The sequence below is a fragment of the Bacillus sp. LNXM65 genome (assembly GCF_002998575.1).
Lineage (GTDB): Bacteria > Bacillota > Bacilli > Bacillales > Bacillaceae > Bacillus.
In genome coordinates, this window is the sequence record NZ_PVRB01000008.1 from 69246 (window position 1) to 84936 (window position 15691).

Sequence of the window (15691 nt, forward strand, 5' to 3'; positions counted from 1 at the left end):
AAGAAAAAATTTTCTCATAGGAGATGGATGGATTGGTTTATTTAGATTACGCAGCTTCTACACCTGTTTCAGAGGAAGCACTGCATGTTTTTCAGCAGCTAAGTCAAGATTGCTACGGGAATGCAAGCAGTCTTCATGATGCAGGTGGAAGAGCAAATGACATACTGACTTACAGCAGACAATCATTCGCTGCCATTCTTGAGGGCGAACCAGACGGCATCTACTTTACAAGCGGCGGAACAGAATCCAACCTTCTTGCGATTCAATCGATTGCAAATGGTCTGCCAGCACACAGGCAGCATGTCATCACAACTTCTGTAGAGCACCCTTCTGTTCATCATGCGGTTAGTAGCTTAGAGCGTCTTGGCGTGAAGGTCACAATCATTGAACCGAATCAAGATGGGATCATCACTAAGGACATTCTCAAAGAAGCATTATTGCCTGAAACAGGACTAGTATCTATTCAGCATGCTAATTCAGAAACAGGGATTATCCAGCCGCTTGCTGAATTAGCACCCCTTTTAAAAGAAAGGCACATACTTTTTCATACAGATGCCGTGCAAACATTCGGAAAGATTCGTGTGTCCATCAAGGAGCTTGGGGTTGATGCCGTTTCCATCTCTAGCCATAAAGTGTATGCACCTAAGGGCGCTGGTGCTGTCTATATGGGCGCACATGTTGCTTGGAAGCCTTTATATTCAGGTGCAGTTCAGGAAAATGGCTTCCGCCTTGGAACAGTGAACGTTCCATGCATCGGTGCTTTTGCTGCTGCGAGCGAACAATTGATGCTTAAGCTAGATGAGCAGCATCAACAGAATGAGCTGCTTCGTGATTATTTTCTTCAGCAGCTGAAAATGAGACAACTTCCTGTTCGTACACTTCAAAACAATGGCAATCGCCGCATGCTGCCTCATATTATTGGTTGTTTTTTTGAAGGGTTTGAAGGACAATATGTAATGTTAGCATGTAACCGGCATGGGATTTGTATATCGACTGGAAGCGCATGTGCTTCAGGTTATCATCATCCTTCCCCCGCTGTGAAGGCATTGCACATATCAGATCGTGATGCCCTTCAATTCATTCGACTATCATTTGGATCGAAGTCATCAAAAGAGGACATCGATCAGCTTTTGCATACATTTGAACAATTGCAAAAGGAGAAGAAAGGAGCATAAGACGTGGAGCAAGAGAGGAAACTCATTGGCGAAGAGAGAAGAAACGCCATTTTAGAGTGGCTGAAAGAAACAGATACACCGCTCACCGGAAGTTTTTTGGCTAAAAAGGCGGCTGTCTCTCGACAAGTCATTGTACAAGATATGTCACTATTAAAAGCAAAAAACGAACCCATTATTGCCACAAGTCAAGGCTATGTGTATATGGCACCGCAGCATGCGCCAGAAAGAGAAATTGAACAAATCATCGCCTGCAAGCATGATCCTGTTCGCACAGAAGAGGAACTGACCTTGATTGTAGACTTTGGTGTGACAGTGAAAGATGTGATCATAGAGCACCCTGTTTACGGTGAACTAACGGCCTCTATTCGCGTCAGTACTCGCAAGCAAGTAGCTGATTTCGTTCATCACATTTCTAACACGGGCGCCTCCTACTTGTCAGAACTAACAGACGGCGTGCATTTACATACACTCACTTCTTACAGTCAAAAGCAGCTTGACCAAGCCATTCAAGCGCTCGATGACGCTGGTTTTTTAATTAAAGACTAAAAAAATAGTGTCCTGCAAGGGACACTATTTTTCATTCGTTAGTTCATATGTTTGGTAGCTGCCGAGCAGTTTGACCTCACAGCCAATCGCTTCTAATTCCTGAATCGCGCCAGGGACAAGGACATCATCCATTTCTTTTTCTATATCTATAATAAATAAATAGTGTCCAAGACCTGTTTTTGTCGGACGAGATTCAATTTTTGACAAGTTGAGATTCCGCCAAGAAAAAGCAGATAACACGCGATGCAATGCACCTGATTGATCATCCTTTGGCAGACTGACCACAATGGTCGTTTTTGGCTTCGATGAGAACCCAGCATTCATTGGGAACGACGCCTTAGGATCTTTATGTAAAATAACAAAGCGTGTATGATTGTGCGGATAATCATGAATGTCTTTTTTTGCAATCGTTAAACCATACGTTTGTGCGGCAATTTCATTGGCAATGGCCCCAGCAGCCTCATCCGGATGCTCACTGATATATTTGGCTGCATAGCCTGTTGATTCTACCGGACGGTGCGGAATATCTGGGTACTGTTTTTTCAGAAATTGATGACACTGGGCAATAGCGTGCGGATGTGATTGGATCACATCTAATGTCTCCCAGCTTTCCGCTCTTGATGGGTGGACAAGCAAATGCTGCCGAATCGGTGCTGTCATTTCACCAACAATGGACAGCGCTTCTTCATGAATTAAATAATCAATCGTTAAGTTCACAGATCCTTCGAGTGCATTTTCAAGTGGAACGACCGCCAAATCGACTTCGCCTTTTGACACAGCATCCATACATTGCGGAATCGTTGCATAGGCACGCTGCACTGCATCTGCTGGAAAGCAAGAGCATACGGCCAAATGAGTAAATGTTGCCTCTGGTCCAAAATAACCTACAGTTAATTGCTTCATCTGCTATGATCTCTCCTTTTACGCCCCAGAACCTAGAATTTCAACTTTTTCGACAAATTCAAGTTTTCTTAATTGATTCATGACTGTATTGATATCATCTGCCATACCAGCCGTGCTAATGGATAGGGTGACATTCGCTCTTCCCTGCAGCGGAATCGTTTGGTGAATGGATAACACATTACAGCCAGAGTCCGCCACAATTTGAAGCAGCCTTGACAGAGCCCCAGACCGATCCTCAAGGTGGAAAAACAATGTGATGATCTGCTCTTTCACCATCGTATAAAATGGAAAAACAGCATCTCTGTATTTATAAAAAGCACTGCGGCTTAAATCCGCTTGTTGAACAGCATCGGCAACTGAATCCGCTTTTTTGCGATCGAGAAGCTTTTTGACTTCAAGCGTTTTTCGCATCGCATCTGGAAGGACATCCTCTCTTACTAAATAGAACGTTTCTTCTTTCACCTGTTTTCTCCCCTTTTAAAAACGGGAGAGCCCATGGACTGGACCCTCCTTTTGATCAATCAATAAATTCAAATTCAAATTCAAGCAGACGAATGATGTCGCCGTCTTTTGCACCACGCTCACGCAAGGCATCATCGACACCCATTCCGCGCAGTTGTCTAGAGAATCGTTTCACGGACTCATCTCTTGAGAAATCTGTCATCTTAAACAGTCGCTCAAGTGCTTTACCCGTTATGACAAACGTACCGTCAGGATCTCTTGTGATCTCAAATGGCGCGTCTCCCTCATCAAACCTGTACATCACGCGGTTATCAGACAGTTCCTCTTCATTATAGAGCGGGAATTCCGGTGTTGTTTCAAGCTGATTGGCGATTTCAAATAAAAGCTCACGAAGCCCTTCTCTTGTGATCGCACTAATAGGGAACACTTTATAGTCATCCGTTAATTTTTCTTTAAATGCCGCTAGATTGTCAGCTGCATCTGGCATGTCCATTTTATTCGCTACAATGATTTGTGGACGCTCAGTCAATCTCATATTGTATTGCTCAAGCTCTTCATTAATCGTCACATAATCTTCGTACGGGTCACGTCCTTCAAGTGCTGACATATCAATGACATGGACAATAACCCTTGTCCGCTCAATGTGGCGTAAAAATTGATGACCTAAGCCAACACCTTCGTGCGCTCCTTCGATCAGTCCTGGCAGATCCGCCATGACGAAGCTTCGGTTATCATCTGTTTCGACAACTCCTAGGTTCGGCACAAGCGTTGTGAAATGATAATCCGCAATTTTCGGTTTCGCAGAAGAGACAATTGAAAGCAGTGTCGACTTCCCGACACTTGGGAAACCAACAAGTCCAACATCTGCAAGTACTTTTAGTTCTAAGATGACGTCACGTTCTTTTCCCGGCTCACCGTTTTCAGAAAGCTGCGGTGCAGGGTTTGCCGGTGTTGCGAAACGTGAATTTCCACGTCCGCCTCGTCCGCCTTTTGCAATGACTGCCCGCTGTCCATGCTCTGTTAAGTCAGCGAGTACTTGTTCCGTCTCTGCATCTGTCACGACCGTACCGGGCGGAACTTTGACAATCATTTCTTCCGCATTTCGGCCATGCTGGTTTTTACTCATTCCATGCTCGCCGCGATCCGCCTTAAAATGGCGCTTATAACGAAAGTCCATCAACGTTCTGAGTCCTTCGTCTACTTCAAATACAACATCTGCACCATTTCCGCCGTCGCCGCCAGCTGGTCCGCCTTTTGGCACATATTTTTCACGACGGAACGCCACCATACCGTTTCCGCCGTCACCGCCTTTAACATACACTTTAACCTGATCTACAAACATAACTTCCTCCGTTTCTCTGCATCACATATCTCGTTCTTGCCTCAAACAAAGCTCAATCATGGACTCATGACTTGTCACATGAAATTGAGCTACACTCATACATGGATAGTTTGCGTCATGGAACGCATTTAACGCATCCAAACTTGTTAATTTTCCTTTGAAATCAAAATATAAGACCACATCATTCTCTTCTTGATCTGTTTGGAACGTGACCGTTAAATGATTTTCAGTTTTTTGGCAAACTGATTGATCGAATATCGAAAACAACTCCTGTGATACCGTTAGCAGCTGCGATTCATATGCTGATAAGTCTCGGGTTTCACCAAGCACTTCATATTCTAGGGTGATAAAATGCGACTCCCAATTAAATGTTAGAAAGTAATAGGCCAATTGGGGAATTTTTAAATTTGAGAGTTTGGATTCATGCTGTGCTTCAATGACCATTTCTTCTATAATTTCAAACACCCGGTCATATTTTTCTAATGTCAAGTTGCCCTTGATCAGCTGCAATTTATTCATCCAGTCGTGTCTTGAACGACTGAGCAGATAGATCAATTCATTTGTTAATGCAACGTGAGTTAATTTTTCGTTTTGTTTACTTGGTATCTCTTCCATTATCGCACTCCCAATCGTTTGGTCTCTCTTTTAGGAGTCTTATCATCACTATGTCTCCCTGAATTATAACAGAGAAGACAGCATAGAAAAACACTAGTTATGTGAGGAAAGGTTGTTTTTTCTGATCTATAGGAGAAAATGAGGCAAAGTCAGCAAACGTTCTTTGATATTTATGGAGTGCATCTTCTTTTATCATCTTCGATACTACTTGTAAAAAGTGAAAAAAACTCCAGTCAATGACCGGAGTTTTTAGCAATTATTGTGCCGCAGGATATACGCTCACTTTTTTACGGTCACGACCGAAACGTTCGAATTTAACCGTTCCGTCGATTTTAGCGAAAAGAGTGTCGTCGCCTCCGCGTCCAACGTTTTCACCTGGATAGATTTTCGTTCCACGTTGACGATAAAGGATAGAACCACCAGTTACGAATTGACCATCAGCACGTTTAGCGCCTAAACGTTTAGACTCAGAGTCACGTCCGTTCTTTGTAGAACCTACCCCTTTTTTAGATGCGAAAAATTGAAGATCTAATCTAAGCATGAAGTTCACCTCCTATTTTTTTGTAGATATTCTCACATAATCGTGATAATCTCGTTCGATTGTCTCTAAGGAAACGACCATGCCTTCTAAAAGCAGCTGGGCTTTTTCAAAGGATACTGTATCTGTATCAGCTGGCAATTCAAAAGAGAAATAGCCGCCTTCTTCACCAATATCGAGCAGTGGATCCATTCCTGTCAGTGCAATAATTGAATTGACTGAGCCGAAAACAACAGCAGATACACCTGCACAAACGAGATCCTGACCTTTTTCAGCAAACTCGGCATGTCCAGTCATCTGAAAAGACGTAATGCTTTCATCTGCTGCCGACCGAGTAATGGTTGCTTTGATCATATCACTCACACGCCTTAAGCGTTGATTTTTTCGATAACAACTTTAGTGTAAGGTTGACGATGACCTTGTTTCTTGTGGTTGTTTTTCTTCGGTTTGTACTTGAACACAGTAATTTTCTTACCGCGACCTTGTTTTTCAACTTTAGCCGTTACTGTTGCTCCAGCAACTGAAGGGTTACCCACTTTGACAGTGTCTCCGCCGACAAACAATACGTTTTCAAAAGTTACTGTTTCACCTGCTTCAGCAGCTAGTTTTTCAACATAAACAGTTTGACCTTCTTCAACTTTTACTTGTTTACCACCAGTTTCGATAATTGCGTACATCTCTGCACCTCCTAATAAACTCAGACTCGCCGAATACAGGGGGCCTTAGGCTCTTTACACCTGCTTCGCGCGGTTGTAGCACGGGTGCTACATATCCATAACATTAAAAAATATATCAAATTAGACGCAGAATGTCAACGTATTTTCATCACTAGTACGGCAAAAGGAGCTCTTCCATTGAGGAGGTGGTTCTTCGATCTGAAAAATACGCATGGAGCAGTTCATTTTCGTCAAGCTGGCTCATTTTCACGCCATCTCTTTCAATAATAATCGGATGCTTACAGCCTCTTTGGAATCGCGCCATTACTTCATATACTTTTTCCTCAGCGCTCGCTCTCAGCGGAATAAGCTTTTCTACCTTTTGCTCTTTTTTACCGTAATAGCGTTCTAGTAAAAAGCGGACCCTGACGTAATGCCGCTGCCGGTGCTCCATTACGAGTGAATAGGCTAAAAAAGTGAGCAGCACCCAGCCATTGAATTGCAGAGGCGCAAACAAAAGTAATCCGCCTGTCAATAGACCGAAAAAGACAAGGGAGCCTTTTATGGCAAGGGCATGTGCACGTTGGAAAGGGTAATATGCTGATAAGAGCAAAAAGAATAATTTCCCGCCATCAAGCGGCCAAATAGGCAAAAGATTCACAAGAAAAATCGCCATATTATAAAAAGTGAACATCGTAAAAATGTCGTGCGAAATAAGAGAAGTTTCCATGAAAAGCCATGCCATAAGCTGGAGCGGTACATGCTGGAGCGGCCCGCATAAAATGACCGCCAACTCTTCCTTTAGCGGACGGTTCCCATGCTCTTCTACTTCTACCGCTCCGCCAAATGGCAGTAAAAAAATCCGCCGAATGCGCCAATGATAATAGCAAGCAGCCGCTGCATGTCCAAGCTCATGGACAAAGACGATGATGAGCAGACAAAGCAGCGGCTTGATTTGACCAGAGAGAATCGCAAACGCCATCACAATCCACAGCAGCGGATGAATGTGAATTTTCGTCAGCATGACCAGCCATCTATTCAAAGGTCATCACCTGAATAGGATCGATAAACTGTTCATTTTGCTTAATGGCAAAGTAATATGTGCCCTTTCCTTGATCATCAAGTGAGATCTGGCCAATTTTCTCACCCTTATCGACAAAATCGTATAAGGCCACATCGGCTTCCTTTAACTGACCGTACCAGCTATAGCTGTTATCCGCATGCTGCACGACCACTGTAAGCCCTGTGTCACTTTTCTTTTTTACCTCTACCACATAGCCTTCTTTCATACTGTCAATGGCTTCAGCCGATGTTTCGACTTTGACACCTGCTCCATTTTGCGTAAAGGATTCCTGCACTTTTCCAGAAGCAGGTACAGCCAGTTCTTGGTTCGCTTGTACATCTTTTTGGTCTGCCTTTTTGTCGGTTAAAAAGGCAAGGGGGTTTCCAACTGTTTTCTCAAACCAGTGATTGGCAGCAGCAAATTGAAAATCTTGCTCAAAGGTCTGCGTAATGATCGGCTTCAGCTGCTGAAACGGCCCTGCCTGACCTTTAAATGAAATGGCTGCAATCAACACAAGGGACGCAGATAATAAACATTTCAGCACAAAGGTATTGGGGTTAAATAACGGATGCCGATATTTCTTCGGCTGATGAGACGACGACTCAAAGGAAGACGACCCTGAATGCTTTTCTTCCTCTGTCAGCATGACCCATGGAGGGATATCTTCTTTTTTCTTGAAAGTCGTCTTCTTAGGTGGAGCAGCTGGCTGCTTCGTTTTGCGGCGCTGCGCAATTTTCTTTCGGTACTCGTCCACTCTTTTCATGAGATCACCCTTTACATACAAACAGTTTGTACATTTTATGTGACGACCTCATCTGATATGCAACAAAAAGACCGATTCTCATCGAATCGGTCTCATCTTACTTGAATGCTTATGCTCTTACACCAAAAAATGCTTTCAGCTTCGCAAACATTCCTTTGTTTTCATCTTCAAATGATTGAAGCGGAACAGATTCGCCTAGTACACGGCGGGCGATATTGCGATACGCAATCGATACTTTGTTTTTAGCATCCATGACAATCGGTTCACCATTGTTTGAAGCCTTAATCACGTCATCATCATCTGCGACAATGCCAAGAAGATCAATCGATAAGTGATGTACAACTTCATCCACATCCATTGAATCGCCACTTTTCGCCATGTGTGTACGAATACGGTTGACAATCAAACGAGGTGGTTCGATATCTTCTTGTTCTAACAAGCCGATGATACGGTCAGCATCTCTCACAGCTGAGATCTCAGGCGTCGTCACGACAATTGCCTTATCTGCACCAGATACAGCATTTTTAAAGCCTTGCTCAATTCCAGCAGGGCAATCAATGACGACATAATCAAAGTCTTGTTTCAATGATTGAATTAATTCTTTGATCTGCTCCGGCTCTACAGCCGTTTTATCGCTTGTTTGAGCAGCGGGTAAAAGATACAAAAGATCCTCGAAACGCTTATCTTTTACAAGCGCTTGGTGAATTTTACATCTTCCTTCTACTACATCGACTAGATCATAAATAATGCGGTTCTCAAGCCCCATCACGACATCTAGATTCCGAAGGCCAATATCGGTATCCACTAGACACACTTTTTTCCCTTGAATTGCTAGTGCTGTGCCTAAGTTTGCAGATGTTGTTGTTTTGCCAACGCCGCCTTTTCCTGAGGTAATCACAATAGCCTCGCCCAATTTCACATTCCTCCCTCAAGCCTTGTCAGATTAGGTCTTATATGAGCCAATTGCTGCAGGCGTTCAATGATCATGTTGCCATCTATATCTAAATAAGCACATTCCATTTCGTTTCCATCTTCTTTTTGATCTGGTGCACGGTTAAACACTTGTGCGATGCGAAGCTGTGTTGGAATCATACGAGATGCCGCAATGACAGCTTGTTTATTCCCATTACATCCAGCATGTGCCACGCCTTTTAAAGAGCCGAGCACAAAAATATTTCCCCCTGCACGAATCGTTCCGCCAGGATTGACATCTCCTATTAATAAGAGATCTCCTTCGACATACAGCACCTGTCCAGAGCGCACAATTTTGGCTACAGAGGTAATTTCGGCCTCTGCTTTTAATCGTCTCGCCTCTTCAGTTGACATGACGTCACTTTCAATGGAGTGAATGACGAGATGTTCATTTTCAGAGACCGCTTCAGTCAAACGCATTTCCTGATCCTCTGTTAAATACCGAAAACCAAGCTTAATATGCACATTGACCTTATGCCCTTCTCTACCATCTGTATATTGCTCAAGTAAAAGAACCTCTCGCAAGCCAGAAAGAAGGTCATCAAACGAACAGTCATCATTTAACTGTAATGTTAATCCGTTTTTTGTACCTTTTATCGTCACATATTGCTGTTTTTGAGTTTTCAAGATGCTCACCTCAACAACATACTCATTTCGCCGTAATTGGACAAACTCCTGCTTTTATTCGTCGATCAGTCCTTGTTTCATATTGATGAAAAAGAGCCTAAGCGGCACAACAAGTATGAGAGACGCAGCAGTATTTAAAAGAATCGTTGGAATAAAGCGTTCGATGACATACGTATTAAACGGCATAATTCCTGGTTGAATTGTCGCTTGAACGCCGTATACATAAAACTCCATCACGGAAACAGCAATAATCGACAGAAAGACGACCACTAACATATTCGTTTGCAGAACTTTAAAGGCTTTCGCTAGCAAATAGCAGAGCGCTCCAAAGCCAAACATATGAACACCAAGTATGCCTGTATACGAAATATCATATAAAAGTCCAAAGATAAAACCGAAAATCACACCATATTTTTGATTCACAAAAGCAGTCATAAATACAAGTGCGAGTAAGATGAAATGAGGAGCTAAAATTTGATTGTCTGAAACAAATGGGAGCTTCACTAGATCGACAAAAATACTGTCAAATACGAAGATAAACAACATAACGAAAGCAAGAAGGACACGTCTCACGAGCCTTCCTCCTTCGTCAATTCAGATGCATCTGCCGTACTTGAGCTGCGATTCACCACAATCACGCGGTCTAAATTGTTGAGTTCAGCCGCTGGTTCTACATAAATAATTTTTGTCAGGCCGTAATGATCTGGTTCGATTTCACTCACCTTACCAATCGTCAAGCCTTGCGGGAATACGCCCCCTGCTCCAGATGTTTCAACAAGATCTCCTTTTTTGACATCTCCATCTGCATCAGATTTCAGAATATTCATTGTCAGCATTTTTTTCTTACTGTCATAACCGTTAATAATTCCGTTGAGTTCTTCTTTGCCCTTTTTCGCAAAAATTTTCGTTGAAATTCTATTATTTTGGTCCGTAGAGCTTAGCAACCTTACAGTTGAAGTAAAATTGTTGAGCTTATCACTTTCAATTTTCCCAATTAACGCACCACTCTCATTTGTGACCGCCATATCTTTGTCAACGCCTTGTTTTTTCCCTTTATCAATCATCACAAAGCTATCCCAAAGGGACGGGTTTCTCGCGATAACCGTTGATAGAATTGGCGTATAATCACGAATAGAGTTCACATATCCGAGCTGCTTGCGAAGCTTTTTGTTCTCATCTTCTAGCTCTTGAAGTTTCGCCTCATATTGAGTTTGTCCATCAAGTTTTTTTCGAAGACGCTCGTTTTCATCATATGTGTTCTTTAAATCTTGTACGTTCCCATAAATACCGGCAATAAATTGTGATGGTTTATGAAAGACACCTTGAAAAAAGCCTGTCGTATCCCCCACTAATTTTTCCGGCCATGAAGCACCTCTGCCGCTTTTCACTGAAAAACCAATCATGGCCACCAGTACGATGACACAGACAAGGAGCAACATTAATCTTTTATTCATAAAAAACTGCGGCATGTCTTACACCTCTTTATTTACGCCCGATTATCGATTATCTTTAGATTTTCCTTTGAACAAATGAATATGCTCTAGTGCTTTTCCTGTTCCGATCGCCACACAGTCAAGCGGGTCTTCAGCAATAATGACTGGCATCTTCGTTTCATCACTAATGACTTTGTCAAGATTACGAAGCAATGCACCGCCGCCAGTTAAAACGATTCCACGGTCCATAATATCTGCTGCCAGCTCAGGCGGGGTTTTTTCAAGTGTCATTTTCACCGCATCGACAATTGTTTCCACCGTATCGCGAAGCGCTTTTGCAATCTCATCTGCCGTAATAGAGATCGTTTTTGGCAGACCAGTTAAAAGGTCACGGCCGCGAATATCCATCTCATCATGTACATCAGGCTGCGCAGAACCGATTTCCATTTTAATGGCTTCTGACGTACGATCACCGATCATCAGGTTATACGTTTTACGGATGTAGCTGCTGATCGCATCATCCATTTCATCTCCTGCCACGCGGATCGATTGTGATGTCACAATGCCGCCAAGAGAAATAATGGCTACCTCTGTTGTACCGCCGCCAATGTCCACAACCATACTTCCTGTTGGCTCCCATACAGGCAGGTTAGCACCGATCGCCGCAGCAAATGGTTCTTCAATCGGGTATGCGTCACGTGCTCCAGCTTGTCTTGTCGCATCAATGACTGCACGCTCTTCTACAGCTGTAATACCAGATGGTACACATACCATCACGTAAGGTTTGCGAGCAAAAAGCCCTTTGCCTTTTAATGCTTGATTAATGTAATATTTCATCATTGTTGCTGTCGTCTCGTAATCTGCAATGACTCCGTCTTTCATCGGGCGTAGTGCCACAACATTACCAGGTGTACGGCCAATCATGTTTCTAGCGTCATTTCCGACCGCCACTATAGACTTCGTATCAGTTTCCAAAGCTACGACCGAAGGTTCTCTTACAACAATGCCTTTTCCTTTAATAAAAACAAGCGTATTCGCTGTTCCAAGATCTATTCCAAGGTCTTTTGTACCAATTCCAAACATATGTATGTATCTTCCTTTCTTAAACCAAAATTCCCTTTAGGGAAAAACTCATAAACTCTATTATATCGTAAAACATTGAAAAAAAAAGTGTTACAAATACCCTTTTTCCTTCAAACTCACAAATTTTTGATCACCTATGACAAGATGATCAAGCAGCTGTATTCCAATCAGCTTTCCACATTCAAAAAGTCGCTGTGTAACTTCAATATCTTCCCTGCTGGGCGTCGGATCTCCAGATGGATGGTTGTGCACACATATAAATGAAGCCGCCGAACGTTTAAAGGCCTCTTTGAAAATTTCACGCGGGTGAACGATCGATGAATTCAGGCTTCCAATAAACACGGTATGTTTATGAAGAACTTGATTTTTGGTATTGAGATAAAGACAAACGAAATTTTCCTGTGTCAAAAATCTCATATCTTCCATCACAAAGTTCGCTCCGTCTTCTGGTGTGCGGATCACATAGCGGTTATCCGTCGTTTGATGGTGTAATCTAGTGCCGAGTTCTAAAGCAGCTAAAAGAGAAATCGCCTTCGCCTTTCCAACTCCTCGGATCTTCGACATTTCTTCAATTGAGGCTTCTTTTACAGAGCGAAGACCGCCAAATGTTTGCAGAAGTCTTGCGGAAATTTGGAGAACTGATTCTTTTTTTGTGCCTGTTCTTAGAAGGATCGCAACAAGTTCATGATTTGACAAACTGCTGGGCCCGTATTTGATAAATCGTTCTCTCGGTTTTTCATCATGAGGGAAATGCTTTAGCAGCATAGGGAAATCGTTCAGGATGACCACTCCTTTTAGAATTCCTTCCTGTCTTCAAAAAGGGGTGATTCCAAAGGTTTCAAGCACTCTGACTGTTTTCGCAATAGGTAGACCTACAACGGAAAAATAATCACCATCTATTTTTTGAACAAACAGTGCGCCTTTCCCTTGAATGCCATAACTTCCCGCTTTATCAAGGGGCTCGCCCGTATTGATATAGCGGTCTATTTCATTTTGAGTCAGCGTCCAAAATGTCACTTCTGTCTGTTCATAAAATGTTTCTTTTCTATTCTCTGACTGAACCGTGACACCCGTCAAGACTTGATGTGTCTTTCCTGATAATAATTGAAGCATGAAAGCCGCTTCTTTCTTATCTTTTGGTTTCCCAAGACATTTGCCATCAATTGCAACAATTGTATCTGCACCAATGATCACAGCTTTAGGATTTAATCTTTGAATATCATTTGCTTTTTGTTCTGCCAACCATTGGACGTTCTCAGCAGGAGAAAGGTTTCGATTTATTTCTTCTTTTAAATGACTTGCTTGAATGTCATAAGAAAACCCTACTAGATCAAGCAATTCTTTTCTTCTAGGTGATTGAGATGCGAGAATCAATTGGTTCATTTTTGTTCATCCTTTCAGGGTTTAGCCTAAGAAGTAAGATACCCATTCATCCTAGCAAATGTACATCTTACCGACAATCTACGAAAATTCATTTTTCATGTACCTTCATCATTATGTTGGATGTAAAAGAAAAAAACTAGTCATTTTTTGACTAGTTTCGTTTCTTAAAAAATGATTTTACGTATTTAATTGATCAAGCAGTGCCTGCTGAGATTTCCAGCCGTTTTCAGCAGTTGGGTCATTTAATAGCTGCACAGCTTTTAGCAAACTGCTTTTAGCCGATGCGTCCGCTGTTTTGGCACTTTCAAGCTCAGAAACCAGCTGCGTGACTTCCTTTTGATCCACTTCATCGCCGGCAATCACTTTAGAGGATAATACAGATGCCTTTTCTATTAAACTAGTCAGCTCATCCGGTACTTGAAATGAGAGCTCCTTTCCTCCCCACGCCTCAAAGTGCTGATCGATCAGCTTCTTCCCTACAGCGCTTGTCATTCCCTGCTCTGTCGCAAGCCCAGCAATGACATAATATCCATCATCCATCGAGACCTTTTTCCCCGCATATCCTGCATCTTTTAAGCTTCCAACTAAGTCATCTGCTCCTTTTTCAGAGGAAAATTTCCCAGCCTGTACAACAAAGGTTGACAAACTGCCAGAGGCACTTTTTTCATCGTTGTTCTCTTTTGATTCATCCGTAGTACCTGCTTTCGGCGCATCCCCGCCGGCTTTCATCGATGATTGATTTCCAGATCCAGATGCTGAGACACTGATATCTCCACCTGATGGACTTGGTGTACCATCTTGACTTAAACTAAGCGCAAACACCCCAAGGCCTGTCCCAAGAACCACCGCAAACACAATCGTTGTCATTACTCTCTTGAAGGGACCGCGGTTTTTACCAAACTTCTGATCAAAGGAGCCTTTTTTCTTTTGATAAGGCGTGACGACCTTTGGATCAGAATGATAAATATGATCAGCTGCATCATCCCACTGGAAATCTTCTTCTTTCGGTTTAGACGAATCTTCCTGAGAAGCCGCTGTCTCCTGTTCCGACTGCCTCTTTTCCTCCCAATTCGAAAACGTCACTTGATCTTCTTGCTGTTTTGGCGGCTGATGATCATCTTCATGCAGCATTTCTTCCTTGCCATTAATATTGACCTTGAGCCCTTGTTTTTTTGCCTGCCTCTTTTTCACTGTCATTCCCCGCTTTCTGACATGTTTGTAAGAAAGACCTTTCTGTCCAATGAATCAGCGCGAATTTAACCCGTCCTTCTTTCTGTTTCACACTTTAACATAGCAGTAAAAAAAAAGAACAAGACTTTTGTCGGCAGGGCAAAAAAGTGTTCGCCAATTTTTTCATCCCTTCGACTAGTCAAATAGAAACAAGACATGAGCCTCAAAGAGATACAGCCAAAAAGAAAAAGCGATCGCAGGAACAAAGGGGAATGGCTCGTCTAATTGAAAGGAAAAGACCTTCGCATAGACCATTCCAGCGATACATGAGAGAAAAAGCATGAGGAGGAACGGCTTGAAGCCAAAGCAAAACGCAAGCAAACTGAACAGCTTCATATCAGCTCCGCCCATGCTATTTGGCTTAAAATAATCTAGACTAGAAAACAAAAGAATGCAAAAAATCAGGGAAGCCGCTCCTTCCCAGTAGATAAGAAGCGGTTCCAGCGTGCGGTATATGACGAAAAGAGGGAAAAAGAAGAGAAACAGCTCGTTCGGCACCCTCATATAGAGAAGATCACTCACGACAGCAATCACGAATAAACTACAAAGAATCACAAGGAAAAGACCTTCAAACGAAAAACCAGCGATTCTATAAATGAACAAAAAAAGACCGCCTGACAGCAGCTCAACCATTGGATATAACCTAGACAACCGAGTGCCGCAATGTTTACAGGCCCCCCTCAAGAAAGCATACGAAACTATCGGGACCATCTCGTATAGAGAAAGCGGCTGTTTACAGGCTATGCAGTGAGAGCGAGGGAAGAGAATAGACCGCTTCACCGGCAGCCTTTCGCCAACGAGATGAAAGAACGAACCCATCGTGATGCCTGCAATAAACAGAAAAATCTCAATCATATATGGTGCTCCTTCCGGGAATAAGATAGACCGGATTTTACCATG

At 42.7% G+C, this 15691-nt stretch carries 20 protein-coding genes and 1 other annotated feature; of the genes, 2 read left to right on the forward strand and 18 right to left on the reverse strand.

Annotation, left to right across the window (positions count from 1 at the left end; genetic code table 11):
• Positions 1-32: 32 nt before the first annotated feature.
• Both C6Y03_RS15910 and C6Y03_RS15915 read left to right on the forward strand, forming a co-directional pair.
• Complete coding sequence (locus C6Y03_RS15910) at positions 33-1175, forward strand: IscS subfamily cysteine desulfurase (protein ID WP_066030595.1); 1143 nt, start codon at positions 33-35, stop codon at positions 1173-1175.
• Positions 1176-1178: 3 nt separating this feature from the next.
• The gene (locus C6Y03_RS15915; RefSeq protein ID WP_060596884.1) at positions 1179-1721 is read left to right on the forward strand and encodes a transcription repressor NadR; all 543 of its coding nucleotides are present in this window, start codon (positions 1179-1181) and stop codon (positions 1719-1721) included.
• A gap of 24 nt (positions 1722-1745) precedes the next feature.
• Here C6Y03_RS15915 and pheA read toward each other — a convergent pair whose 3' ends face one another.
• The 18 genes from pheA to C6Y03_RS16005 form a co-directional block, all read right to left on the reverse strand.
• Positions 1746-2624, reverse strand: coding sequence for a prephenate dehydratase (pheA, locus tag C6Y03_RS15920; protein ID WP_034661622.1), 879 nt, complete (start codon positions 2622-2624; stop codon positions 1746-1748).
• 18 nt (positions 2625-2642) lie between these two features.
• Entirely contained in the window at positions 2643-3086 is a 444-nt protein-coding gene (locus tag C6Y03_RS15925) for an ACT domain-containing protein (protein WP_003216269.1), read from the reverse strand.
• Positions 3087-3141: 55 nt separating this feature from the next.
• Entirely contained in the window at positions 3142-4428 is a 1287-nt protein-coding gene (gene obgE / locus C6Y03_RS15930; protein ID WP_066030594.1) for a GTPase ObgE, read from the reverse strand.
• Positions 4429-4449: 21 nt separating this feature from the next.
• Complete coding sequence (locus C6Y03_RS15935; protein WP_034661629.1) at positions 4450-5043, reverse strand: sporulation initiation phosphotransferase B; 594 nt, start codon at positions 5041-5043, stop codon at positions 4450-4452.
• A gap of 256 nt (positions 5044-5299) precedes the next feature.
• Complete coding sequence (gene rpmA / locus C6Y03_RS15940; protein ID WP_003216586.1) at positions 5300-5584, reverse strand: 50S ribosomal protein L27; 285 nt, start codon at positions 5582-5584, stop codon at positions 5300-5302.
• Between the two features lie 12 nt (positions 5585-5596).
• Positions 5597-5935: a ribosomal-processing cysteine protease Prp gene (locus C6Y03_RS15945; protein WP_106039609.1), complete on the reverse strand. Its 339-nt coding sequence runs from the start codon at positions 5933-5935 to the stop codon at positions 5597-5599.
• Positions 5936-5949: 14 nt separating this feature from the next.
• Positions 5950-6258: a 50S ribosomal protein L21 gene (gene rplU / locus C6Y03_RS15950; protein ID WP_003216781.1), complete on the reverse strand. Its 309-nt coding sequence runs from the start codon at positions 6256-6258 to the stop codon at positions 5950-5952.
• Between the two features lie 12 nt (positions 6259-6270).
• Positions 6271-6343: a sequence feature (ribosomal protein L21 leader region), on the reverse strand.
• A gap of 66 nt (positions 6344-6409) precedes the next feature.
• A complete protein-coding gene (locus C6Y03_RS15955) occupies positions 6410-7279 on the reverse strand; it encodes a M50 family metallopeptidase (RefSeq protein WP_106039610.1) in 870 nt (289 codons plus the stop codon).
• Positions 7272-8063, reverse strand: a complete 792-nt coding sequence (locus C6Y03_RS15960) for a M23 family metallopeptidase (RefSeq protein ID WP_106039611.1) — start codon at positions 8061-8063, stop codon at positions 7272-7274. Before C6Y03_RS15960 ends, C6Y03_RS15955 begins: the two co-directional genes overlap by 8 nt.
• Before the next feature lie 109 nt (positions 8064-8172).
• Complete coding sequence (gene minD / locus C6Y03_RS15965; RefSeq protein ID WP_003216504.1) at positions 8173-8976, reverse strand: septum site-determining protein MinD; 804 nt, start codon at positions 8974-8976, stop codon at positions 8173-8175.
• Between the two features lie 2 nt (positions 8977-8978).
• Complete coding sequence (gene minC / locus C6Y03_RS15970) at positions 8979-9662, reverse strand: septum site-determining protein MinC (RefSeq protein ID WP_106039612.1); 684 nt, start codon at positions 9660-9662, stop codon at positions 8979-8981.
• Between the two features lie 54 nt (positions 9663-9716).
• Positions 9717-10235, reverse strand: coding sequence for a rod shape-determining protein MreD (mreD, locus tag C6Y03_RS15975; protein WP_034661648.1), 519 nt, complete (start codon positions 10233-10235; stop codon positions 9717-9719).
• Positions 10232-11131, reverse strand: coding sequence for a rod shape-determining protein MreC (gene mreC, locus C6Y03_RS15980; protein ID WP_003216396.1), 900 nt, complete (start codon positions 11129-11131; stop codon positions 10232-10234). The genes mreD and mreC overlap by 4 nt, the downstream gene beginning before the upstream one ends.
• 27 nt (positions 11132-11158) lie before the next feature.
• Positions 11159-12178: a rod shape-determining protein gene (locus C6Y03_RS15985; protein ID WP_012010766.1), complete on the reverse strand. Its 1020-nt coding sequence runs from the start codon at positions 12176-12178 to the stop codon at positions 11159-11161.
• Positions 12179-12268: 90 nt separating this feature from the next.
• A complete protein-coding gene (gene radC / locus C6Y03_RS15990; RefSeq protein ID WP_034662037.1) occupies positions 12269-12943 on the reverse strand; it encodes a RadC family protein in 675 nt (224 codons plus the stop codon).
• Between the two features lie 48 nt (positions 12944-12991).
• Positions 12992-13561, reverse strand: coding sequence for a Maf family protein (locus C6Y03_RS15995; RefSeq protein ID WP_106039613.1), 570 nt, complete (start codon positions 13559-13561; stop codon positions 12992-12994).
• Between the two features lie 177 nt (positions 13562-13738).
• Entirely contained in the window at positions 13739-14758 is a 1020-nt protein-coding gene (locus C6Y03_RS16000) for an SPOR domain-containing protein (RefSeq protein ID WP_106039614.1), read from the reverse strand.
• A 168-nt stretch (positions 14759-14926) separates the two neighbouring features.
• On the reverse strand, positions 14927-15646 hold the full coding sequence (locus C6Y03_RS16005) for a prepilin peptidase (protein ID WP_106039615.1): 720 nt from the start codon (positions 15644-15646) through the stop codon (positions 14927-14929).
• Positions 15647-15691 lie beyond the last annotated feature (45 nt).